Source organism: Chryseobacterium sp. IHB B 17019 (genome assembly GCF_001456155.1).
Classification (GTDB): Bacteria; Bacteroidota; Bacteroidia; order Flavobacteriales; family Weeksellaceae; genus Chryseobacterium.
This window is the reverse complement of the sequence record NZ_CP013293.1, coordinates 2,752,535-2,778,967: the sequence shown is the minus strand read 5'-3', so window position 1 is coordinate 2,778,967 and position 26,433 is coordinate 2,752,535. Positions and strand designations below refer to the sequence as shown.

14 protein-coding genes and 1 tRNA gene are annotated in these 26,433 nt (G+C 35.0%); 9 read left to right on the top strand and 6 right to left on the bottom strand.

The window, feature by feature from the left end:
- Positions 1-3: 3 nt before the first annotated feature.
- Positions 4-588 (bottom strand): ribonuclease HII, encoded by a 585-nt coding sequence (locus ATE47_RS12805; RefSeq protein ID WP_062162339.1) that lies wholly within the window; start codon positions 586-588, stop codon positions 4-6.
- A gap of 112 nt (positions 589-700) precedes the next feature.
- Here ATE47_RS12805 and ATE47_RS12800 point away from each other — a divergent pair, with 112 nt between their 5' ends.
- The 5 genes from ATE47_RS12800 (at position 701) to argS (ending at position 12,144) form a co-directional block, all read left to right on the top strand.
- Positions 701-3,700 (top strand): SusC/RagA family TonB-linked outer membrane protein, encoded by a 3,000-nt coding sequence (locus ATE47_RS12800; protein ID WP_062162338.1) that lies wholly within the window; start codon positions 701-703, stop codon positions 3,698-3,700.
- Positions 3,701-3,708: 8 nt separating this feature from the next.
- A complete protein-coding gene (locus ATE47_RS12795; protein ID WP_062162337.1) occupies positions 3,709-5,361 on the top strand; it encodes a SusD/RagB family nutrient-binding outer membrane lipoprotein in 1,653 nt (550 codons plus the stop codon).
- A 396-nt stretch (positions 5,362-5,757) separates the two neighbouring features.
- Entirely contained in the window at positions 5,758-8,778 is a 3,021-nt protein-coding gene (locus tag ATE47_RS12790) for a SusC/RagA family TonB-linked outer membrane protein (protein WP_062162336.1), read from the top strand.
- 12 nt (positions 8,779-8,790) lie between these two features.
- On the top strand, positions 8,791-10,248 hold the full coding sequence (locus ATE47_RS12785; RefSeq protein ID WP_062162335.1) for a SusD/RagB family nutrient-binding outer membrane lipoprotein: 1,458 nt from the start codon (positions 8,791-8,793) through the stop codon (positions 10,246-10,248).
- A 135-nt stretch (positions 10,249-10,383) separates the two neighbouring features.
- Positions 10,384-12,144 carry an arginine--tRNA ligase gene (argS, locus tag ATE47_RS12780; protein WP_062162334.1) on the top strand — a complete coding sequence of 587 codons (1,761 nt, stop codon included), beginning with the start codon at positions 10,384-10,386 and terminating at the stop codon, positions 12,142-12,144.
- A 42-nt stretch (positions 12,145-12,186) separates the two neighbouring features.
- Here the strand turns inward: argS and ATE47_RS12775 are convergent, their stop codons facing one another.
- The 5 genes from ATE47_RS12775 to ATE47_RS12755 all read right to left on the bottom strand — a co-directional run bounded on the left by ATE47_RS12775 (position 12,187) and on the right by ATE47_RS12755 (position 22,769).
- Positions 12,187-13,779 carry a discoidin domain-containing protein gene (locus ATE47_RS12775; RefSeq protein WP_185097095.1) on the bottom strand — a complete coding sequence of 531 codons (1,593 nt, stop codon included), beginning with the start codon at positions 13,777-13,779 and terminating at the stop codon, positions 12,187-12,189.
- A gap of 264 nt (positions 13,780-14,043) precedes the next feature.
- Positions 14,044-14,985 (bottom strand): YihY/virulence factor BrkB family protein, encoded by a 942-nt coding sequence (locus ATE47_RS12770; RefSeq protein WP_062162332.1) that lies wholly within the window; start codon positions 14,983-14,985, stop codon positions 14,044-14,046.
- 75 nt (positions 14,986-15,060) lie between these two features.
- On the bottom strand, positions 15,061-17,388 hold the full coding sequence (gene tamL / locus ATE47_RS12765; RefSeq protein ID WP_062162331.1) for a translocation and assembly module lipoprotein TamL: 2,328 nt from the start codon (positions 17,386-17,388) through the stop codon (positions 15,061-15,063).
- 59 nt (positions 17,389-17,447) lie between these two features.
- On the bottom strand, positions 17,448-22,484 hold the full coding sequence (locus tag ATE47_RS12760; RefSeq protein WP_082632598.1) for a translocation/assembly module TamB domain-containing protein: 5,037 nt from the start codon (positions 22,482-22,484) through the stop codon (positions 17,448-17,450).
- 214 nt (positions 22,485-22,698) lie between these two features.
- Positions 22,699-22,769 (bottom strand) — tRNA-Gln (locus ATE47_RS12755).
- 99 nt (positions 22,770-22,868) lie between these two features.
- Between ATE47_RS12755 and ATE47_RS12750 the strand changes: the two genes are divergently transcribed.
- From ATE47_RS12750 to ATE47_RS12735, 4 genes are all read left to right on the top strand, one after another.
- Entirely contained in the window at positions 22,869-23,900 is a 1,032-nt protein-coding gene (locus ATE47_RS12750; RefSeq protein WP_062163551.1) for an AMP-binding protein, read from the top strand.
- Between the two features lie 98 nt (positions 23,901-23,998).
- Positions 23,999-24,391, top strand: a complete 393-nt coding sequence (gene arfB / locus ATE47_RS12745; protein WP_062162330.1) for an alternative ribosome rescue aminoacyl-tRNA hydrolase ArfB — start codon at positions 23,999-24,001, stop codon at positions 24,389-24,391.
- A 344-nt stretch (positions 24,392-24,735) separates the two neighbouring features.
- Positions 24,736-25,110, top strand: a complete 375-nt coding sequence (locus ATE47_RS12740) for a GreA/GreB family elongation factor (protein ID WP_062162329.1) — start codon at positions 24,736-24,738, stop codon at positions 25,108-25,110.
- A gap of 97 nt (positions 25,111-25,207) precedes the next feature.
- Complete coding sequence (locus ATE47_RS12735; RefSeq protein ID WP_062162328.1) at positions 25,208-26,182, top strand: deoxyhypusine synthase family protein; 975 nt, start codon at positions 25,208-25,210, stop codon at positions 26,180-26,182.
- The last annotated feature ends 251 nt before the right edge of the window (positions 26,183-26,433 follow it).

The window sequence follows — 26,433 nt, the reverse complement described above, 5'->3', positions numbered from 1 at the left end:
TATTTAATCGTATTTCAGCCTGAAAGACTGTCTGTGGTATTTTGTAGGCCCAAATTTTATAAGTGCATCCTGATGCTTTTTAGTAGCGTACCCGAAATTGGTATCCCAGCCGTATTCCGGATGTTCATCATGAAGATTAATCATTAATTTATCTCTGTAATTTTTTGCTAAAATAGAAGCAGCAGCAATTGATAAAACCTTTGCATCTCCCTGAATTATGCACTGATGAGGTATATAATTATAAGGATGGAACCTGTTTCCGTCTACCAAAATAAGTTCAGGGCGCAATGTTAATTTATCAAGAGCCCGATGCATGGCATGGATACTTGCATTAAGGATATTATGCTGGTCTATAAACTCCGCGGGCAATTCGGCAATGGCATAATCTTTAACGTTATCTTTTATATAGCTATCAAGATCCATTCTTGTCTTGAAAGTTAATTTTTTTGAGTCATTAACAAGGTTTTGGTTAAAATTTTCATCCAAAATTACAGCAGCTGCTACCACGGGACCACTTAAACAGCCTCTTCCGACCTCATCACACCCTGCTTCAACGTAAAAAACCGACCATTTTTTTATTAAATCCATAATTATATTACTGTTACTTACCAAAAACCATGCAAATTTAAATATTTTTAACAAAACATTTGGCTGCTTTGGTAAAGTTTTACATATTTGCACTAAAATAATCAATTTAAATATGAAGAAATTAACTACAAGTGTTTTAGCTGTAGTTTTAACATCCTCATTCGTGATGTTAAGCGCACAGCAAACACCTAATGACAGCTTGAAAACTACTGATATTCGTGAGGTGGTTGTTACAGGAGCTTTAGGTTTAAAGAAAAGACAAGATGCTGTAACTTCTACCAACCAAGTAGTAAATAATGCTGAAATTACTCAAGCTAATAACCCTAACGCAGTTCAAGCCTTAACGGGTAAAGTTTCCGGTTTGCAGATTAATACAACAAATAATTCTGTAAACTCATCAACAAGAGTTGTATTAAGAGGACCAAGATCTATCTCAGGAAATAACCAGGCATTGGTTGTTATTGATGGAGTAATATCTTCATTAGATATTTTACAAAACATACCACCGGAAATTATTGATAATATGAATATTATCAAAGGTATGCAAGGTGCTGCTTTATATGGTGAAAGAGGAAGTAATGGTGTTATTGTAGTTACAACAAAAAGAGGAACAAAATCAGAAAAATTACAGTTTAATCTTACAAGTTCAATTGACTTTTCAAGTGTTTTTAAACTGCCAATCAGACAAAAACTTTATGGACAGGGTTATCCTGGTGATACTTTTGATACTACTGATTACGGTGGTGCAAACTGGACTCCGTATGAAAATACAAACTGGGGCCCTGCTTATTCATCTGTTTTAGGTGGACAATCATTATTAGTAGGTATGCCGCAGGCAGACAATACTTGGTTGAAAGAGACTTTTGATTATAAGAAAGATGGAATGTCAAATTTCTTTAAAACTGGAGTTTTAATTCAAAATGGATTATCTGTAACAGCAGGTGGATCTGATTCTTACGTTTTCTTATCTGTAAACAGAGCAGAAAATGACTTTGTAGTTGATAAGGATTATTTGAAAAGAAATAACTTTATCTTAAAAGCCGGAAAGCAATTAGGTAAGTTTAGAATTGATGGAAACGTAAATTATTTAGACAGAAGAACATCAACTACTAATTCTAGTTTGTATGGTCAGTTACTTCAAACTCCTACGAACGTTGATGTAAGACAATTCAGACATTCTCTTCCGGATGCCAGTTATAGTATTTATACTGTTAACCCTTACTGGACTATTGATAACGATAGAACAGATGTTAAAGACAGAACATTTACGGGATTAATTAATTTGGAATATAAGCTAAATGATCATATTTCATTTACTTATGCAGGAACTATAGTTTCCGGATCTACCGTAGAAGAAAGTCATGTGAATGCTTTTGCTTTTGATAGAGAATATAAAGATACCGATACACCGATTGATGGTACACATCCAACAGATTATGGTCTTGACCCGATTGTATCGAACTATTATAAAACTGTAGGTACTAGCTTCAGGTACTATGGAGATTTAATGGCAAACTTTGATTATAACTTAACGGATGACTTAAGCTTTAGGTTTAACGTAGGTCATAACATTCAGGATGCATCTTCTTCCACTGTGCAGGTTGGTGGTGAGAATCTTAAAATTCCAGGATGGTATCATATCAATAATGTATTACAACCTGATCAATTTTATAGTCTTAATAACAATAATACAAGACAAAGATCTTTTGCATGGTTTGCCAATTTAGATTTAGGGTATAAAGACTTTTTATATTTTAACGGAACCTTTAGATATGAGAAAAGTTCACTTACAAGTGTGAACCCGGTAACTATACAAGGTGTTCAGTTGCCATTTAGCAACAAGGGGTATCCATATTATTCTTTCGGAGCTTCATTTATTCCAACAAAAGCATTTGCAAGCATTAAAGGAGATATACTAAATTATGCAAAAGTAAGCTTGAATTACAGTAGAGTAGGAAACAGTTCTACGATTAATCTATACGGATTAGACAGAGTCGGTGCGTTTCCTGTAGGATATCCGTTTGGATCACTTTCATCTTATTTGCCTACAACTACTGTATATGCACAAGACATTGAGCCGGAATTCTATTACTCAAAAGAAGCTTCATTACAATTAGGTTTCCTTAAAGACAGAATTACTTTAGATGCTTCAATATTTAGAAATGATAATAAAAACTTTATCACAACAATTTCTACTTCTTCTGCTTCTGGGATAACTAATTTCCAGGATAATATTGGAAACAGTAGAAACCAGGGGTATGAATTAGATTTAGGATTAACACCTATTAAAACTAAGGATTTTGAATGGAAACTAAGAGGATCTTATTCAACTTATGATACGGAAATTTTATCTTTGGCAGAGGGTGCTGACGAAGTAGCTTTATATAGCTCTCCTGCTACCAATGTTGGTATATTTGCTGTAAAAGGTGAAAACTTCCCTGTTATTAAAGGAACAAAATATCAAAGAGATCCAAATGGAAATATTATTGTAAATGCAAATGGTAATCCTTTGGCTACGACAACCTTTGAAGTTCTTGGAAAAGTAAATCCTGATTATATTTTAGGATTTAGTACTTCATTTAAATTTAAAGGACTTACTCTAAGCGCAACTGCAGATTATAGAACAGGGAACAGTTTTGTGTCCATAGCAAAAGCAAGTTTAGGATCTACCGGAGCATCTGAGAAAACAGCTGATTTTGACAGATCTCAAGGATATGTAATTCCTAATTCGGTACAATTAGTAAATGGACAATATGTTCCTAATACTACGCCGGTAGGTAATGATCCAAGTTATTTTGGAGTAATGAATTATTTCACAACTGCGGCTTATTCATCTGTGGGTGAAGAGTTTGTTGTAGATGGTACTGCATTAAAAGTGAGAGAAATTGCTTTGACTTATGATTTACCGAAATCAATCCTAAGAAACACTTTTGTAAATTCATTAGCAATAGGTGTGTATGCAAGAAATCCATTCTTCATTTATGCTAAAGATAACAGAAACTTTAATGATCCTGAAACAGCAAATACTAATGGTAATGCAGGAGGTGTTGCTGTTACAGGACAATATCCTAGTATGAGAACTTTTGGTTTTAACCTTAATGTAACTTTTTAATTAACAAAATGAAAAATAATAAATTTTTAGTAACAATTCTAGCTGCCGCTTTAAGCTTTAGTGCTACCTCTTGTAGTAATGAATTTTTGGATGTAAATGATAATCCGAATGCAATACAGGCAGAAAATATTACTCCTGAACTTATACTTCCTGGTGCTATCACTAGTGCTTACAGAACACAGGCGGGAACTATGATGCAGTTTGGTAATCTTATGATGAACAGTTGGGCAGGAAATTCATATACAATTGCGGGACCTTATTCTAGAGAATTTAGTTTATCCAGTGTAGATAATACTTTCTATAGAGGAATTTGGGAAGGCTTATATCCAAGGGTTGCCAATTTCGACCAAATGGAGAAATTTACCAATAACAATCATGAGCAAGATTACTATATTGCTATTGCTAAGATTATGAAGGCATATTATATGCAGTATATCGTTGACTTATATGGAGATGCTCCTTATAGCGAGGCTTTCATGGGACAGCAGAATACTACACCTAAATATGATAATGATGCAGATATTTATAAAAATTTAATATCTAAATTGGAAGAAGCTAATGCTTTAATTAATGCAGCTAATACATCGCCGGATATACATGTTTTAGAACCTGTTTCTGATATTGTTTTTGGTGGAGATATGGATAAATGGAAAGCCCTTTCTAATACCATTAAACTTAGAATGTTACTTAGAATGTCTAAAGTAACAGGTGATTTAGCGACATATAGAGACGCAAAATTACAAACTTTATCAGGTGCAACATTTATAGATGAAGAGGTAACAGTCAACCCGGGGTATTCGTCAGGTAGTGATGATAAGATGAATCCATTCATTTTAAACTGGGCTAGAAATGCTTCAGGACAACAAGTGTCAAACTATGCTGTAGTAGTTGTTTCTGAGCATATGGCTAATTCGCTTGAAGGAAATGTTATCTTAAATGATGGTAACTATAGCAAATTTACAGGTCTTAAAGATCCTAGGAGAACAAGACTATTTACAGCAGTAAATTCGGTAGATTCAAATGGTAACAATTTTACTGGATTAAAAGGTGTAAGACAAGGAAATGTACCTGGTCAGCCAGGAGTACCGGTAAATAATGTTAATACTTCAAAATTAGGTACTGGTAATTTTTCAGGTGGGGCTGCTATTGCTACCTGGTTAGATGTAATTGCTCAGAATAACTTAAGAGGTGGTGTTCTTTTCTCTAAAGCTGAAAGTAATTTACTTCAAGCTGAAGCAGCGCTTAGATGGCCTTCAATCTTTAGTTTTTCTCCAGCAACTAAATTTGATGCTGCTATTCTTGCTAATGCAACATGGCTGGGTACAAACACAACTAATGCCGCTTGGACAAACTATATCAATGGTATTGCTACAAGACCAGGATTAGGCTGGACAGGAACTGATAATCAAAAACTTGAGGCAATTATGACTCAAAAATGGATTGCATTGACTAACATTAATCCAACTGAAATGTTCATTGAGTATAACAGAACAGGTTATCCATTCACTCCAATGGCTACCATTGCTCAATTTCCTAATAAGCCTTACAGATTGGTATATCCAAACTCTGAGTATGTGGCAAATTCAGCCAATGTTCCAAACATTTCAAGTGCACAGGTATTTGTGAAAAATCAATTCACTCCTTTCTGGAATCAAAACTAATTGAGAACAAAACAATTTATATAAGTAAAACCGCCTTAATAGGGCGGTTTTTTTATTTGACTGAAAAAATTAACTATGTTATACATAGCGGGTAAAATAGATGTTTATAAAATAATTCCTGTTTAAATATTTGATTTTCAATTGATAGTAATGAAATTAGTATTAGTTCTTTACATTATTAGTATAGATAATATCAATTGTTAAAAATTTGATTTAATTTAAAATTAAGTTTAGTTAGGTTAATTTAATTTGTTAAAACTTGTATTTTTAACAAATTAAATTAAATAATCTATATCTTTTAACTTACTTTTTTGAATAATTGTTAAATTTATCACTTTTTCTTTTGTCATTTTAAGAAAGTTTTACAACTTTGTGTTAAGCAAAATTTAATTTGATATGAAGAAATTAACAGCGGGTGTACTTACCTTGGTACTATCCTCATCCCTAGCTGTTGCTAATGCACAACAGACAAAGGATACCATCAAAACACAAGATATTGAAGGTGTTGTAGTAACAGCACTAGGTATTAAGAGAGAAAAAAAATCTCTAGGTTATTCATCACAAACTTTAGATGCCGAAAAAATAAACTCAGTTCCTACAAATAACTTTGTTAATAACCTTTCGGGTAAAGTTGCCGGTATGGAAATTAAGAATAACGGGAACTTCGGTGGATCCAGTAATATTGTTTTAAGAGGAACAAAGAGTATTACCGGTGACAACCAGGCATTAATAGTACTTGATGGTGTACCAATTATAAGTGGAAACCTAAACTCGGGTGACGCCTCGAGAGGTCGTGACGGATTTGACTTTGGTAACGCTACAGCAGATATTGACCCGAACAACATTGAGTCAATAAACGTACTTAAAGGTGCTGCAGCTACTGCATTATACGGAAGTATGGCGGCAAATGGAGCGGTAATTATTACAACTAAAAAAGGTAAGAAAAGTAAAACTCTCGGGCTTTCATTAAGTTCTACTGTTTCAGTAGGAGAAATGGATAAAAAAACCTTCCCTAAATATCAGAATCTATACGGAGGAGGATATGGCGGAGAAGATAGTTTTTTAACCGGAGATGTAAATGGAGATGGTATCGATGATATTATTTCTTCAACGGCAGACGATGCTTCTTATGGTCCTGCTTTTAACCCTAACTTGTTGGTTTATCAATGGGATGCATTTGTACCGGGTGATCCAAATTATGGTAAAGCAACTCCGTGGGTAGCTCCTAAAAATAACCCAACCAAATTTTTCCAAAAATCACTTTCATTTGTTAATAGTTTTAATTTAAATGGAGGAGATGAGCTAAATACCTATAACTTAACGGTTACCAATAACTATGAGACAGGTATAATGCCTAACAGTAGATTGAATAAAAATATGTTAAGCGGTAGCTACAGCAGAAAGTTTGCAGATAATTTTACAGCTCGTACATTTTTAACATTCAATGATCAAACTACAATCGGAAGAAACTCCGTGGGGTATGGAGATAATATTTTAACTGGTTTCAGACAATGGTATCCATTAAATGTTGACATCTTACAGCTAAGAGATACTTATTTTAGAACAAGACAAAACTATACCTGGAATATGAATAATGCTCTGGGTGGAGACTTGTCTCCTGCTTTCTGGAATAACCCATATTGGGACAGATATGAGAATTTTTCTTCCGATGATAAAACCAGGTTAATAGCAGGTGCAGAATTATCTTATGATGTTACCAGCAAATTCAACATCTTAGGAAGAGCGACCATTGACTATACAAATAGTAAGCAGGAAATCAGAAAGGCAGTAGGTAGCCATGCTGAAGAGTTCGGATTGTCACAAGCTGATGAAACTTCTGGATACTGGGTGTTTGATGATACTATCATGAGACAGACTTATGATTTAATCGGGCGATATACATGGAATATTTCTGACAAAATGAATGCTTTATTTGTTGCGGGAGGACAATTCATGGATCAGCACCAAAGAAGTATGGAAAACTCTACCACAGGAGGATTGATCATTCCAGGGTTATATACTATTGGAAATTCAAGAGCATACTTTCCACCGATAGAAACTGATATTAAAGGTCAAAAGGCAGGTATTTATGCCCAGGCATCATTTGATTATGATAAATTTTTATTCTTAGAAGGTACCATCCGTAATGATACATCTTCTGCTTTACCTAAAGCGAATAGAAATTACACCTATTTCTCCTTAGGTTCAAGTTTTATTTTCTCTGAGTTTATTAAAACTAATTGGTTAAGTTTTGGAAAAGTAAGATTGAGCTATGCAGAAGTGGGGAACGATATGGCTTTCGGAAGACCTGGATTCTTTGCTAATAGAGGAACTGTAAGTGGGCTTCCTATGGCAGATATTAACACTACATATGTAGATTTTGAGGCTTTAAAGCCAGAAAGACAAAAAAGCTGGGAAGTTGGTTTGGAAGCATCAATGTTCAAGAGAAGAGTCTCTTTAGATGTTTCATTATATAAAACAAATACTCAAGATTTATTATTCAGTGTTCCACAATCACCATCTTCAACATATAGTTTCTCTTTAATTAATGCAGGGGAAACTGAAAATAAAGGTATTGAAGTAGCTTTAGGATTAGTACCATTAAAAAGTAAAGACTTCCAATGGGATATCAACTTAAACTGGGCTAAGAACAGAAATATGGTTATTGCTTTAAGACAAGGAAGAGATAATTTACAATTAGCAAGCTTCCAGGAAACTACTCTTAATGCTACTGTAGGGGAAGCTTACGGAACATTCAGGGGAACTGGGTTTGTTTATGATGCAAACGGAAATAAAGTTGTAGATGAAGACGGACATTATTTGACAGTGTCAGATAAAGTTTTAGGAAATATTCAGCCAGACTGGATAGGAGGTGTTTATAATACTTTCAAATATAAAAATTTCTCTCTAGGTTTCTTGATTGATGTGAAAAAAGGCGGTAGTGTATATTCACTTGACCAATCTTACGGAAGTTTTACTGGTATGTATGAATACACAGCTGGGTTAAATGATTTAGGAAATCCTATCAGAAACTCACTTGCAAACGGAGGAGGTATAATTTTACCAGGTGTTAAAGAGGACGGTACTCCAAATGATGTTAGAGTTGATGCATCTTTTGCAGGAGGAGCCTATGGAACAGATGCAGGCTTGCCTCAGGAAGCATTTATTTATGATGCATCATATGTGAAATTACGTGAAGCAAAAATTTCCTATAGTTTACCAGCTGACTTGTTGAGAAATACCTTTATTAAAGGAGCTACTTTCAGTTTGCTTGGCCAAAACTTATGGATTATTCATAAAAACCTTCCGGATGCAGATCCTGAAGCAGGTACATCTTCCGGAAACATTCAGGGATTCCAGTCAGGAGTTATGCCAACTACACGTATTTACTCATTCAATGTTAAATTAGATTTCTAAATCAGAATTAAAATGAAAAAGATATTATCAATACTTACAATAAGTTCATTAGCTATGTTGAGTTGTGTCAACGGAGATGATGATTTTAATAATAATCGAAGCCAGCCATATGAAGTTCCTGCAGAGCCACTTTTGACAAATGCTCAAAAAGAGCTAATGGATCAAATGGAAACGCCAAGTGTTAACTTGAACGTATTCAGGTTCTTCCAGCATTACTTGGCTACAACAATATATAGAAATGATGCACGTTTCAACTTTACAGGTACAAGAAAAGTGCCTGATAATATGTGGCTTGCATTGTATACTGATGTGCTGGGAAGCTTAAATCAGGCAAAGAAAATAATTCCATCAGAAGTAAAGCCTCCTCAAATTCCACAGGCTACATGGGATAAACAACAAGCTAATAAATTAGCAATTATTAATTTACTGGAAGTTTATACTTATCAAGTTTTAGTCGATAGTTTTGGAAATGTTCCATATTCTGAGGCTGCAAAACCTGAAACATTTGTTCTTCCGAAATATGATGATGCAAAAACTATTTATTCTGATTTAATTAACAGATTAAATTCTGCCGTAGCAACATTAGATCCCGCATATGGTAGTTTTGCCACAGGAGATAATATTTATAATGGTAATGTTGCAGACTGGATCATTGTTGCAAATAGTTTAAAACTTAAAATAGGTATCAACCTTGCTGATGTTAATCCTACTTTAGCAAAACAAACCGTTGAGTCTGCATTTGCCGGAGGGGTAATGCTTACCAATTCGCAAAACTCATTATTTAAATATGATGCAACATCCCCGAATTTCAACAGATTATATGCGGAAGTAATTGCCAGTAACAGAAATGATTTTGTTGCAGAAGAGGGTATTGTAGATGTGATGAATAGCTTGAATGATCCAAGAAGACCATTTTATTTCACCACAGTTAATGGGAGTTATGTAGGAGGTACAGTAGGATTGACTAATAACTATGCTGATAATTCACATATTGGTAATAGCTTATTGGCTCCAAATAAACCAGGACTATTATTTGATGCTTCAGAAGTTAATTTCTATTTAGCAGAAGCATCTGCAAGAGGTTATAACGTTGGAGGTACGGCACAGCAATACTATGAAGACGCTATCAAAAGATCATTGGAGCAATGGGGTGTAGCGCCTGCAGATATTACAACTTATTTAGCAAATCCTAGTGTTGCATTCTCTCCTGCCAATTGGAAACAAAGCATTGGGCAACAAGCTTGGATTGCCATGTTCAACAGAGGATTTGAATCTTGGAATTTCTTCCGAAGACTTGACTATCCAGCATTGACAGCTCCTAATGCTGTGGCTGCTGCGGCAGGTAAAGTCCCTACAAGATTGACTTATCCTATTAATGAGCAAACAGTTAACGGAGCAAATTGGGGTCAGGCGTCATCTGCTATTGGTGGTGACAAACTGACAACAAAAGTATTCTGGGACGTAAATTAATAAAAACTAGAACACATTAGTTAACATTCATATTTACCGCCTTCGGGCGGTTTTTTTATTTCCGTATATTTGTATTTTAAAATTTGATTTGAAATTGAGGCTACTTTCTTTAGCCTTTAAAAATTAATAGAGCACATGAATATTAAAAATATAATAGAAGAAAAACTTTCAGAAATTATCTTAAATGTCTATCAGTTGAAAGGAATTAATCTGGAAATTCAGGAGAATAAAACTGAATTCGAAGGAGATTTTACCATCGTAACCTTTCTATTGGTGAAACAGTTGAAAAAAAATCCGGAAAGTATTGGTGTTGAGCTGGGAGAAGCCTTGACGGAGCAAACAGATTTATTAGAAAGCTTCAATGTTGTAAAAGGGTTCCTTAATGTAAAAATTAAAAATCATTTTTTTATAGATAATTTTTCATCTGTAATGAATGATTTCGATACAATTGAAAAGAAAGATTCTACGGTAATGGTAGAATATTCTTCCCCAAATACCAATAAGCCACTCCATTTAGGTCATATCAGAAATAATTTATTAGGATTTTCTGTTGCACAGATTCTTAAGGAAGACGGATATGATGTTATTAAAACTCAGATTATTAATGATAGAGGAATTCATATTTGTAAGTCTATGCTGGCTTGGGAAAAATATGGAAAGGGGGAAACTCCGGATGTCCTGGAAACAAAAGGTGATAAATTCGTAGGAAACTATTACGTAAAATTCGATCAGGAATACAAAAAAGAAATTGCTGAACTTGTTTCACAGGGAATCGAAGAAGAGCAGGCAAAAAAAGAAGCTCCTTTGATGAAAGAAGCTCAAAAAATGCTTTTGGATTGGGAAAATGGAGATGAAAAAGTAAGAAGTCTTTGGAACGAAATGAATGCTTGGGTTTACAAAGGGTTCAACGAAACATATAGCAGATTGGGAGTAGATTTTGATCAGGTTCAATATGAAAGCAATACCTATATTTTAGGTAAAGACCTTATTCAGGAAGGCTTGAATAAAGGAGTTTTATATCAAAAAGAAGACGGTTCTGTTTGGTGTGATTTGACGGATGAAGGTTTGGATCAGAAATTATTATTACGTTCAGACGGTACTTCGGTGTATATGACCCAGGATTTGGGAACCGCGGTAGAACGTTTTAAACAAAATAATATTCAAAAGTTAATTTATACCGTTGGAAACGAACAGGATTATCACTTCCAGGTTTTATTTAAAATTTTAGGAAAGCTCGGGTATTCATGGGCAGATCAATTATACCACTTATCTTACGGAATGGTGGAGCTTCCAAACGGAAAAATGAAATCCCGTGAAGGAACTGTGGTGGATGCTGATGATTTGATGCAGGAAATGTACGAAGCGGCAAAAGCTAAAACTCAGGAACTTGGTAAGCTTGAAGGTCTTTCAGACGAAGAAAAACATATTTCATACGAAATAATTGGCCAGGCTGCATTGAAATATTTTATGCTGAAAGTTGATCCTAAGAAGAAAATGTTATTCAATCCGGCCGAAAGTATTGATTTCAATGGTAATACAGGACCCTTTATTCTTTACACTTATGCCAGAGTTCAATCTTTATTAAATAAAGCAAGTTACCAATATAAAGCAGTTGCCGAAATCGAGTTCAATCAACATGAAAAAGAGCTGATTATGCTGTTGTCAAATTATAAAGAGATCGTTGCAAGATCTGCGGAATTATTAAGTCCGGCTTTGATCGCCAACTACGTCTATGATTTGGTGAAATCTTATAATTCTTTTTATCAGAGCAATAATATTTTAAAGCTTGAGGATGAAAATTTAAAGCAGGCACGTTTGAATTTATCAGACCTTACTGCAAAAACAATAAAAAAATGTTTACATCTTTTAGGAATAAAAACAGTAAACAGAATGTAAAAAAAATCCCTTTTGAAAATTTTCAGAAGGGATTTTTTACTTTTATTGATAAATACCTATTTCAGGCACGGCTACATAAGGTTGGCCGTCATAGCTGCTATAGAAAACAATGCGTATATATCTTGCATATTTATAGGCCCCGAACTGGGCGTATTGTTTGGAGGTAGTATTAGTCAAATCATAACTGCCCTGATACTCCCAGCCTGAAGACGTATTCGGTCTGGTATGGATCTGTATACGCTTGGCAGTTCTTGTCAATCCTTGATGTTGGATGAAGGAAGCTCCAAGAATCCATTTTGCACTGGCCATATCTATATCAAAATAATAAGGGAATTGTTGCGGTTGCCCGGGAATAGGGGCTGTTTGAACAGATCCCGCAGCATAATTGGTGTGCCAATAAGTATTAATATCACCGTCTATTGCCAGCGAAGCAGGATGAGCACCATACTGTGAACTGGAAGATACTGCCCATCCTGCAGTGCTTACAGGGAAATTAAGATCCGGAACCCCATTCTTAATTGTAAAAGGAAAAGTTGCCCATTTTATAGTACCATCAGTGAATTCTGCTGCTATCGTAAAATCGTAAGGACGGTCTTGTAAATGCAAATCATTAATAGTGACATAGGAGTGGAATGTTTTACTTGCATTTGGGGCGTCCGTGCCGGATACAGCAAAATAAGAATGGCTAGGATTATAATAAGAATTAAGTGATATAATAGAGCCGTTGGTATTATAAGTTCCCCAGATGTGGATAACACCATTGCTTACACTATGGTTAATGCTGGTCACTTCAAAATTATAATTGCCGGTATAAAAAAAATTGGACGATTGAGGTGCTGTTGCAAATACTTCACAGGTGGCAAGTAAAGCACAACTTGCTTTTGTAAGAATGGTAGAAGAGTGACCATAGGTGCTATTGCCCAGCCCCATTAAAGAGGTTCCGTAGCCCGGTACACTTTCCTGAGTTTTGGGTAAAGCATCATGACGTAAGTTGAATCCGTGGCCAAGCTCATGTAAAAAACCACCCATAGAAGCTATTACCTGATTACCTCGGGAACTTTTTTCATTAAAATATTGCATATCAAATGCTTCATTATCCCCCACGATAGCACCTCGGCTTACTCCATAATAAAACCCGTTGTACGGAATTGGGGTGCCTATGCTTGGCGTTGCAATAAATATCAAAGTATGGTTACTTGTTTTATCTGAAGGGTGAGAGGCAAAATAAGCCATCACTTCAGAATGTATTTGGGTAGTTGTGGATATGGAATTATAGGAAGCCATTGTTCCAGACCCTTTTACTACGTTAATTTTTATCCTGTTGGTTGCCGGGTCTTTTAGTAAGCCAAAGGTTCTGTTGCCATAGCCCCAATTATACATGTTGGTTCTGTAATAATCCTGTGCATGCAACAATATTTCGCTCAGTCTTCTTTCGTATTCCGGTCTTGCAGTAACGTCGGAAGGGATGAAATAGACTACATTGAGGTTATAAGGTAAAGGGGATGTGTAGGGTCCCAATGTAACTTTACTACTTTTAAGCTCAGTGTTTGTTGCAATTTCATCTTCAATCATATCTTCCCTACAGCTTACAAATAGCAAAAGAAGATTGATTAATACAATTTTTAAGGTTTTCATTTTCATAATTCTTATTTGTGATTACTCAACAAATATTTGAATTATGAAGTGGAATTATAGAATGAGATGTATTATTTACAGTTAATCAATTTAACATAATACGGATTGAAGTATTAATTGCGGAAAGATTAAGTTATTGATGATTAGTGGTTTATGATTTTCTTATTGTTAATGGTCTTAATTTTAAGTGTTAACACCTTAGAGTAACGGCATATACTCCTTTTTAAAAATATTTTAAAGAATAAAAGCGATGGTTGAAAGTAATTATCCAACAGAAGAATCTGTATTTTCAGATTTTTTCATGCTGTCTTCATATAGTTTTGCATCACTCCATTTGGCATGTTTCGACGGAGATATTTTGTAGCCTTTTTTATAAGCATACACCTTTGTATATTCCGCGCCGAAGAAAATCAGCATACAGGAATAATTGATCCACATCATGATTAAAATCACTGTTCCCGCCGTTCCGAAAGCTGAAGTTGGTTTCGCCGTTCCAAAATAAAGACTCAACAGAAATTTTCCTAAAGTAAATAAAACGGCCGTCAGAAAAGCTCCTCTCCAAACAGGTCTCCAGCTTACTTTTACATCCGGAAGCACTTTAAACATTAAAGCAAAAAGAAGCATTACAAACCCGAATCCTACGGCAAAATTCACGAGCTCAACCAACATATAAGTTTCAAACCCGAAATATTCTGTTATAATTTTATTAAAAACACTTATTAATGAAGATAAAATCATGGTAATCATTAATAAAAACCCTAGGATCAGAATCATTCCCAGTGAATTGGCCCTGTCCAGAAGGAATTTTACCAATGCCTTTTTGGGAGCAGATTTTACATCCCAAAGTGTATTCAAAGAATGTTGAAGCTGAAAAAACAGGGTCGTGGAACCAAAAACCAAAGAACCTACACCTACGGCTTTCATGAAAATATTTTGTTTATCAATTAATGCTCCGGCAATCATATTTTCAATACTTTTCGATACTTCGGAACCCATAATTCCGCCGATCTGCTTACTGATTTCTCCACGGATGGCTTCTTCACCAAAAAAATATCCGGCAATCCAGATGATAATAATCAATAGCCCAGGAATCGAAAAAATAGCATAGTATGCTAGACTCGCCGAATCTTTAGATGCAGAAGAATTATTCCATTCTGTGAAAGATTCTTTTAAAACTTCCCAGAAAAACTTAATGTTTTTTACCATTTGTTGTGTTTTTTTACCTAGTTTAAAAATATCATAAATATGTTTAAGCTCTTCATTATCATAAATAAAATTGCCTTAAAAAGGATACCCAATCGCAATATTCAGGATAAGATTATCTTTTCTCCAGCTCGAATCCCCGAAATTTATTTTATCAAATGTCCATCTGTCATTTTTTTCATAATAAGGAACTCTCAACGGCATCGCGAGATCCAGTCTTAAAATTAAAATAGAAAAATCCAGTCTTAAACCAACTCCGGCTCCCACTGCAACCTCACTTAAAAATTCCTTTGAAAATTTGGCTCCCGGTCGATCTGGATCTTCATTAACAAGCCAAATATTTCCTGCATCCGCAAAAACGGCAACATTTAAAAATTTATAAAGATTGGCGCGGTATTCTGCATTCAATTCAAGTTTTACATCACCTGATTGGTCAAAATAGTAACCTTCAGGAATTGTCCTCGGATCAAAGCTTCCAGGCCCTAAAGTTCTCGCTCTGAATGCTCTCACACTATTACTTCCTCCGGAGAAAAACTGCTTGGAAAAAGGAACGTGCTCAGAGTTTCCATAGGGATATGCAACCCCCGCAATGAATCTTGTGGCTAAAGAAGTTTTTTCCGTGAATTTATGGTAGAACCTGAAGTCATTTTCAATTTTTGCATATTGACTGAAAGGAACCCCGAAAATAGCTTTTTCCTTATCTTTTTTTACATTTGCTCCTGTTATCAAACCTGTAATATTTCCCGCCAGATCCAATGTCCCTTTATAATACATCGTATTGGGTCTTTGCTGCATCGTATTTGTATAGGTATAAGAATATACCGGGCCAAAGATCAGCTGCGGTTCTACAACCCTTTTCATAGCGTCATTTCCGGCAGATCTTTCATTATATAAATCGGTGATATTGGCTGGGGAAACATACGTGATGTCAATAATTTTCAGATCATGTTCTTTTCTGATATTTTCTTTCCAGACATAGCCGAAAGATCCGGTAAAAGTATTTAAAGAGTAATATTCTGTACGGTTTTGAAGCTCATAGCCTAAAGTAATATTGGTTCTCGGCACAAAAGCACTAGAGGAATTAAACCTGAACGGCGCCACAATTCTCGGAATGGAAAGTTGGGCATTGGCACCCGCCCTGAATATATTCTTGGCGTTTTCAGGACCGCCGATCTGTACATCAAAAGCTCCGTAGACAGATGCCTTAAATTGTTCTGCACCACGGAAAAAGTTTCTGTGGGTCCAGCTTAAATTTAATTCACTTCCGGCGTAATTCGCAGAATTGGTTCTTCCCAACGCTTCCAGACGAAGCGATTGGATCTCCCGCGGTGTCAATAAATAATAAGCATCAAATTTATGCTGCAAAGAATCCGAAACTACAAATTCATTTTTTACAAATTTGAAAACACCCAAACTAATCAGGCGGTTTAAAGTAAGATTATGATTAGTTCTGTTATATAAATCTCCTTTTTTGAAGTATAAAGCTCTATCGAATGTTTTCGGTTTGAATTTATGCTGAGGATCAACTATATAAATATCTTCATGGGCATATTGTTGAAGAGAGTCCGTATCCATCGGGATGGAGTATTTTCCGTCTTTTACGTCCCTGATGTTGTAGTTCGGAAAAACAACCACCTTATCAATACTGAATTGCTGGGTTGCCAGATCGGGAGTGTTGTCTTTCAACTTTACATTAAGTTCAACTTTATGGTTTTTACTTATCGTGCTGTCTGCCTGTACAATAATATTATCAGGATGGAAATAATAGAAGCCTTTTTCTTTTAAGCCGTTATCAATTCTTTCTCTTTCTGTTTTAATGACATCAAGATCGAAAGGATTTCCTTTTTTTAACAGAGTTTTATCTGTCAGGTTCTGGATTTCCTGATTCACCAATGAAGAATCTTTCTGGAATTTTACTTCACTTATCAAATATCTCGCACCCGGTCTCAGATTATAAATTACCCTTGCTTTTTTGTTTTTGGAAACAGTATCATACGTTGCTTTTGCATTGAAATATCCTTTGTTTTCAGAATAATTTTCAATGATATCTTTATTAAATTCACGATCCACATCGCCTAATAAAACAGGTTTTTCTCCCACTTTATATTTAAGCCAGTAATTAAAACCTTTTTCTTTTTTGGGTTCTTTGGCAATATTGTAGAAAAATAATTTCGGTCTCAATCCTAAAAAAGTAGAATTGGGTTTTGGAGTAAGATTAGCTTCCAGATTGTCCTGAAGTTCTTTCTTTTCTTTCTTAGAAATCGTATCATTTTGAATATTGATTTCTGCGCCTGTATAAAGCATCTGGCCTTCCTTTAGATATTTTGTATTGCTGCAGGAAAGCGTTACCGAAGCCATTCCTGAAGCGAACAAATATTTACAATATGTTGGGAAATTTTTTTTCATTATTTAAAATTTTAACACTTTGATTGTAAGTTCGTTATCTTGTGTCTAATATCTGCCGTTTATTTAAATTCTACGACTTCGTTTTGCTTATTTTTTCTCGATTCTTTCTGATTCTTGTTTTTGGATTTCCTGAAAATATCCCGGAATTTGTCATAATCTAATGTAATGATAAACCCAAGGCCGGTTTCCACAATCTGTCCTTGAAGAGCCACCTGATATTCATTCTTACGGTAGGCACGAAGCATATATCTGCCGTCTTTAGAGAGACTGTAATCCACTGTTACATCACCTGCAATATTCGTCATATTTTCATTTTGACGGGCATCACCCTCCAATGCAAAATTACTTCCTACCGAAACTTTTAGTCGGTCATTTAATAGTTTTTTGCTAAGTCCGACATTCAGGTCGGTTCTTGTATTTTTTGCCCCGCTGGAATAATCTTCGGAAGATTCAAGGTCAAAATTTAAATCTACTCCCTTTATTAAATCAGAAGCCAGATTATTTAATTGTTGTGAAAGAATCTTACTCACACTCTGTCTTGCAAGCATTTCCCCTGAAACTCCCGCTCCCGACTGGAACGGATTTTCACCAATAAACCTATTCAAAAGTAATAAGGCAAAAACCTGTTTATTCATTTCGGATTCCTGTGTTCTCAACTGAGTCAGTTTCTGATCCACAATATCTGTAACCGTCGAAGAAACGGCGTTGTTTTTCTCGTCTGTTGTAATGTCAAATGTGATAACCGGTTTCAGTAATTCACCTTTCATTTTTAATAAAGTATTGAAAGGAATTCTTTGTTTAAACTGATTCAGAGTTCCCGCATCTTCGCCACTGATCTGTTGTTCAACTAAATCTATCGGTGCCGCTTCGGTTTTATAAACAGCGGTAATATCAAGGTTGGCTGTTGTCGGTTCGCCGGTCCATGTTATCGTGCTCCCTTTTTGAATATCAAATTTACGTTTCAATACGCTTACAGACATTTCATAGCTTCCGGATTCCACTTCATAAACTCCGACAAGAGTAGTTTTTCCTGAAGGGTCGACGCCTCCCGTCAAATCTGCTTCCCCCTGAAGTTTTACAAAATCTCCATTGGCTTTGTCGATTAACAGAGATAATTTTGCCTCCTTACTTACTTCAATATTCACGCTCACGTCCATTCCTTTGATTCGGCTTTGAGCATTTAAAGAATCTGCTTTTACGGTTTTATTTAAAACAACCTGATCCTGATCAATAAACTCTACAATACCTTCTCTTTCCTGCAATGTAGGGCTGGATTGAGGAAGAACAAAAGTAAAATCCGTGTTGTCTGCAACGGCTAATCTACCGTCTACTTTCGGTAAATCCAGGTTTCCACGAACATGCAGTGCAGCGTCAATCGCCAAAATTCCGTACATGATGGCTTCATTTGATTTTTCTGAATTTACAACTTTGAAATCCTTTGCATTGACATCAAGGTTAAAGGCAAAGTCTCTGTAGGTCTGTGTTAAGACCTGTCCGTCAATTTTAAGAGAATTTCCGTCTTTATCATTGATTTTAAAGTTATCAAATTCAATTCCTCTGCTTGTAAAGGCAATCTCATCGTTCAGCTTTCTGAAGTCACTTCCTGTTTTTGCAATTTCCAATCCAACGTCATTGAATTTTACTTTGCCTAAAATATTAGGCTTATCAGTAGTTCCCGTAATTTTCAGGTTTCCGGAAAGATAGCCTTCCGTATTGGTAATCGCATTCATGGAAAAGCCCTGAACAGACTTCATCTGAAGCTGATTAATTGCCATATTCAAATCAAAACTGCTTGAAGATGTGTTGTAATCTCCTAAAATTTTCACATCATTATTATTTCCCGAAAGGGTAATATCAGCATTTAAAACATTCGGTGAAGTATTGTTGACTTTCGCTGCGAGGTTACCAATAGGATTTTCATAAACAATTAAATCAGTAATATTTAAATCTGAAGTAAAGGTCATGTTTTTAGTTAAGTTACGCAGCTGAGCCGTTCCGTTGATGGTTCCTCTGGCTAGAATAGTATCTTTTTTAATAAGTTCCGTGATCGTCTCGATTTTAAAATCTTTCAACGAAACATTTAGAGGAGCGTTTGGAGAATTGCTTTCAGATTGTAATAAAATCTCGCTTCCAGCACTAGAGAGCCTGAAATTATCAGCAAAAATTCCCCTGTCGCTGATCTGGATTTTGTTTCCTTCGGCAACCATCCAGTCGTTGTAATTTAATTTTAAACCATCCGGATTTAATGAAATTTCTGTAATATCATTCAAGGATTTTGCGTTTCCTGCGATCAGGAATTGGGTAACATCTTTTTGATCCTTTGTGGTAATATTGTAATTAATAATGTTATTGGAAACATCACCGCCAATATTTACTTTATTTAAAGCAAAACTCGAGCTTTTCAATCCTGCAACATACAGATTATATTGTAACGCATCATTTTCATTTGTCACTTTCAATGTTGCATTTTCAATAGAATTTTCGCCGTACAGCAATTGTGGAATCTGTCCGTCAACTTCAATTTTTTGTGAATCGGCATCGTAATTCCCAACTAAATTTATCGTTTCAAAACTTTTCAGATCCGGAACAAATTTTCTGATCAGATCATCATTTTTAATTTTTGCATTAAAAGTAAAAAACTGTCCGCCATCAATTTTCTGAACCTTTCCGGGCTTTTGGAATTGATAATATTGATTAATTGTATTCGATAAAGAACCAAAAATCTGGGTCAGTTTATATTTTCCTGTCAGTTCCACATCAGCAATCTGAGAATTGAAAACAATCTGAGTGGAATCGTTGGTTGACTTTGCCTTCATATTCACTTCCTGAACAGGATAAACCTCTTTTGTATCAGAAAATGCAAAGTCCTTTAAATTTAAATAACCGTTCAGATTATCCGGGTCTAAGCTTGTAAAATCACCATCAATTTTTCCTGCAAGAATCATTGGTTTTTCATAGAATCCAAGCTTGTTGATGTCTAGTTTTATAATTTGTCCGTTTATTTTTACGGTAGGATTTTTTTCGTTATAAACTCCGGAAGCGATTAAATTTAAATTAGCATTCGGATCTTTTGAATTTAAAATAATATTGTAAGCTCCACGTCTTATTTTTCCTGTAAGATCCATATTCTGGTAACGGTATCCTTTGTAAACCGCTGAGGAAACATGGCCTTTGAGGTCTGCATTGGCATTTTTGAAATCAAAGCTTTCTCCTTTTGCAGCAATTTGTGCAGAAATCGGTCCAATATCTTTATTCTGAATAATTTTCCCGATTTGTAATCCCTGAAGATTGGCTTTTACATCATACAACTCATGATTTTTCCTTCTCATATCTACTTGAGCGACAACCGCGGCGTTTCCGGCCGTAGAGTAGAGGTTAAGGTCTGCATTTACAACCTTTGTGGTGCCTTTTGCACTTCCTTTAATGCTGAAATGTGAAGGCATTGCGATATTCGATGGAATGGTATTTTTTGGAACCAAATTAAAAATCGTTCTGCCGGTTGAAGACAATTCACCGATTCTCAAATCGTAATATAATTGATCAGGATTCATGGCATTTTTGATTCTTCCCGAAGCGGCAACCCGCAATTGATCGAGTCCGGAAACTTTCAAATCATTAATTAATAAATCATTGACATATCCTTTTACATTGGCATTGACGTTTAAAATCGCATTAGGATATTTATTAAACGGAACAGTATTACGTAAAGTCGGAACTATATTTAAAATATCAGAAAACCCTATTTTGGAATTTTTGATATTAGCTGAAATTTTTACAGCTCCCGGATTTGAACTTAATTGCTCAATAGAGTTATAATTTAAGATTACTTCATCGCGTAAAATTGTCTTTGGAGTTTGTAAATAAAGGTCTTTTAAATAAGCTTCTTTTTCAGCGTATACAAAATCAGTCTTGAATTTCTGGATATTCAAGCCTCTAGCTTCCTGGATTTCTGCTGAATTTACCGTTCCTGCAAACGTATTATTTTCCATTTTGAAATTTCGGACTTCCACATTCATTTTAGAAAAATTCATGTGATTGAAATCCATTCCCTGCTTTGTGGGAGTGATTGCGGTGTTGTTGTAAGCAACTTTTACATCATTTAAAACTAATTTTCCGAGGAGTAGCTGCATTGCTTTTTCTTGATCGGAATTTTTTGAAACCTCAGGATTTTTTTTGTCCTTCGGATTGGCGTTTTGGGCTGGAAGATAAAGGTTTGCATTAATATTTGCTCCGGAAAGAACCAGATTTCCGATATTATAAGAATTGTTTTCCAAATCAAGCTTGTTGACTCTTGTGCTTAATTCTTTAAATAAAACCTTAGCAAAAGTTTTGGTATTGTCGTCTCCGTAATCAATATCGAAATTGGTGAATTTTATTCCTCGTAAGCCAATCTGCATCGGCTTTTTATTGTTTAAAGAATCAACTTTTTTCTCGACTTTTTTGGAAACTTCTTCTACGAGATCCTGTTTTAGCTTTAATTTTAATCCGTCAAGATTGATGTCATTCAAGGCATATTTGTTGTTATTTAAATCAAATGTTCTTACCCTTGTATCAAAGGATTTAAAGTAAATTTTTATATCATTTTTAGATTGTTGGTCGTTGAAAGTAACGCCGATATCTTTTAATTTAATTTTATCTAAAGAAATAATAAATGGTTTCGACGGACTTTCCTCCTTATCACTCGTCGCAAAAGCATCAATTATATAATCAAAATTGAATTTTCCATCCGGATTTCTTACAACATTGGCTCGGGCGCCTTCCATATCAACGGAAGTGATGTCAGCTGTGGAATTGATAAGTTTCAACATATGCAGTCCGACATCGAGTTTTTTTACTGCCAAAAGCGTGTCAATATTCTGACCTTTTAGATACAGATTTTCCATGACTAGGCTGTTTGGGAAACCTATGTAAACCCTTTCAAGACTTACTTTTGTTTTGATTTTCTTCTCCAGATAGGCAACCAGTTTATCTTTTATAAAATTTTGGACCACGGGAAGTCTTAAACTAAATATAAGCAGCGTAATAAAAACCAATATTGAAATAAAGGTTATAAGAATTCGCCTGAGTAATTTTCTTTTGTTAAATTTCAGCTTCAAGAGTGTTTGGATTTAAACAAATATAATAATAGTATTTTATTTGTTGTTTATTCTTAAGGAATACAAAAATCCTGCCTTGAAGCTTGATTTTAGAGTTTTTTAGAAATTGTTGAATGAGAGAATGAAAATCGTAAAGCTAATGTACTGTTAAATTTATTCGGGAACATATTGAATTACGGTAAAAGAAAAACCATCCTGTTTAGGATGGTTTTCGTAGACTCACAGGGATTCGAACCCCAGATGACTGAACCAAAATCAGTAGTGTTACCGCTACACCATGAGTCTCTGTTTGTTTTAGTGGTGCAAATTTACAGCTTTTTTAATTATTTGCAAGAACTTTTTAAACTTTTTTTTAAATTTACTGTGCTTTTATTTGCGAAAAATATGCTTCTAGACTTCAATAATCTCAATACTAATCAATTATCTCCTTCTTCGGAATTTGAAATGAAAATTAAAAATTTTGTAGAAGAATGGTTTTCCGATTCTGAAACAGTCAAAGTACAGACTTCAGGCTCTACGGGAACTCCAAAAATATTTGATATTGAGAAAAAGAAAATGATCAATTCGGCAGTAATGACAGGTGATTTTCTAAGATTAAAACAAGGAGATACGGCTTTAATCTGTCTTCCTATTGAATATATTTCAGGAAAAATGATGGTTGTGCGGTCTATTGTAAAAAAGCTGAAATTAATTCTTACGGACTCATCCCTACAACCATTGAAAAATATAGATCATGAAATTGATTTTTGTGCGATGACCCCTTTACAGGTTGAAAATTCTCTTGATAAATTACATTTAATTAAAAACTTAATTATCGGCGGGGCAGCGGTTTCGGAAAGCTTAAAAAATAAAATTTTTAATTCCAAATTGAATAATCAAGCATCAAACCGTATTTTTGAAACTTATGGAATGTCAGAAACGCTTTCTCACATTGGGTTAAAACAGATTTTTCCGGAGGTGGAGGATTATTTTACCATATTTGAAAATATCGATATTTCAAAAGATGAGAGAGGTTGTCTTACGATTTTTGCTCCTGATTTAAATGTGGAAGTTTTGCAAACTAATGATTTAGTTGAAATTAAAAATAAGAATCAATTCAGGTTTTTAGGAAGAATAGATAATGTAATCAATTCCGGTGGTGCGAAAATTTTTCCGGAACAGTTGGAATCATTAGTTAAAAAAGAAATTCCGAATGAGGTTGTATTTTTAGGAATTCCTGATGAAAGTTTGGGACAAAAATTGATATTGATAGTTGAAGGAGAACAATCACAGGATTTAATTAATAAAATTTTGAAAATACATTTCGAGAAAAATTTTCATAAGCCGAAAGAAATTATTTTTATTGAGAAAATCCCAAGGACACCCAACGGAAAAATAAACAGAATTGAGTTAACTGAAATCATTAACAATAAGTAAGCGTAAGAAAAATTCCCTCCTGTGGAGGGGTGGCGAAAATTCAAATAATTTTTGACGGGGTAGTGAAAAAGTAAAATAAAATAATAGTCTAATTAAAAATGAAAGACTTCTCAAAAGAGCTTAGTTTCAAAACTTCCCGCAGCAGTGGGGCAGGAGGGCAGAACGTGAATAAAGTCGAAACTTCCGTGACTGTACTTTGGAATGTTTCCGGGTCTGAATTTTTTAATGAAGATCAAAAGAATTTGATTCAAAATAAACTTAAAAACAGAATTAACGCGGAAGGATTTTTATTCTTAACGGTTTCTGAAAGCAGAACACAATTAATGAATAAAAATAAAGCAATTGAAAAAATTCTGGAAATCGTAGATAAAGCTTTAATTGTTCCTAAGAAGCGCGTTGCTACAAAACCTTCAAAAAATCAAAAGCAAAAAAGACTGGATACTAAAAAGAAGATTTCTGAGAAAAAAGAGAACAGAAAGTTTAAATTTTAATAACTTAAAGTTTAGTTTAAATATTAGTTTTTAATTTTAATAATAAATCCCTATCTTAGCAGTAATTCAAACAAAAAATGGTATTGACAGCAAAATTTTCTCTTCTTACAAAACTTCGCCAGTCGAAGGTATTGTTGTCATTATTATACTTACATACAGATTCTTTCCTGAAAAGTTCTAAGGAGTTTATCAATTAATCCCTGTCAGGATCCAAGACAGGGGAAGCTTTCCGATTTATTATAATTTTTTTGATGCGTTTTCATAGGAAATAAGCAGGATTTTGCTTGTATTCCTACATTGGATTATTGGAGATCATCATATTTAATTGCTTTAAAAATAAAAAAATGACGAATAATATTATTGTAACAACCGGAATTTATGATGCTATAAAAGATACTTTAAGGAGAAAAAAAGTAAGCATGCAGGAAGAAAAAAGGCTAGCTGAAGAACTTAGAAAAGCAAAGCAAGTCTTGAGAAGAGATCTACCTGAGGACGTCGTGACCGTTGACAGGAAAGTTACAATTAAGGACCATACCCGAGATTTTGAACATGAATATATTTTCGTAGCATCTACAAAAGCAAAACCTGCAAAAAATAAGTATTCTATTCTGTCAGATATTGCGCTTGCTACCGTTGGATATAAAGTAGGAGACGTTATTGATTGGCCTTTTAAAGACGGAGAAAGAAAAATCGAAATTTTAAAAGTGGAATCTTTGTAGGGATAATTTAACCAAAAAAAGAAGGTTTACGCTGAGTTTCTTTAAGTGCAGCCGCTACATTCCGTTTTTAAGTTTTATCTTTGCAAAAATCAAAAAAATGAACAAGCCGATTACTGAATTCATAGAAAAATACTATCTGCATTTCAATGCAGCAGCGCTAGTGGACGCTTCTAAAGGATACGTTGCCCACTTGAAGGAAGGTGGAAAAATGATGATTACTTTGGCGGGAGCAATGTCTACTGCGGAGTTGGGTAAAATTCTTGCGGAGATGATCCGTCAGGACAAAGTAGATTTCATTTCTTGTACGGGAGCCAATCTTGAAGAAGATTTGATGAATCTTGTGGCGCATTCTCACTACGAAAGAGTTCCGCATTACAGAGATTTGACGGCTCAGGACGAGTGGGATTTATTGGAAAGAGGATTAAACAGAGTTACAGATACCTGTATCCCTGAAGAAGAGGCTTTCAGAAGGCTGCAGAAACATATCGTTGAGATCTGGAAAGATACAGAAGCAAAAGGAGAAAGATATTTCCCGCACGAATTTATGTATAAAATGATCCTTTCAGGAGTTCTTGAGCAGTATTACGAAATTCCTAGAGAAAACTCCTGGATGATCGCCGCAGCAGAGAAAAACTTACCGATTGTTGTTCCGGGATGGGAAGATTCTACGATGGGTAATATTTTCGCTTCTTATTGTATTAAAGGTGAACTGACGGCTACAACAATGAAATCAGGAATCGAATATATGACGTATCTGGCGGATTGGTACACTAAAAATTCAGCAGGAAAAGGAGTTGGGTTCTTCCAGATCGGTGGAGGAATTGCAGGAGATTTCCCTATTTGTGTGGTGCCAATGCTGTATCAGGATATGGAAATGCATGACATTCCGTTTTGGTCATATTTCTGTCAGATTTCGGATTCTACGACTTCTTACGGATCGTATTCCGGAGCTGTTCCGAACGAGAAAATCACTTGGGGTAAGCTGGATATCACGACACCGAAATTTATCGTTGAAAGTGATGCTACGATCTGTGCACCATTGATGTTCTCTTATATTTTAGAAAACGCATAAGCTGGAAGACGAAAGTCCGAAGCTTTGAACTTATACAAACGCTCCTTTTTGGGGCGTTTTTTATTTTCCCACAGCTTACACAAATTACACAGATAATTTGTGTTATTCGTGAAAAATATTAGTGTTATTGGTGTTTAATTTTAGGGCGTGCCCCTCTCCAAAGCTGAATCCAAGCTCGGGTCGGGCTTCTCCGGGCTCCACTTCGTTTCGGTACTTTGTACCGCTCGCTTCGCTCGCGCCCTCCATATCCC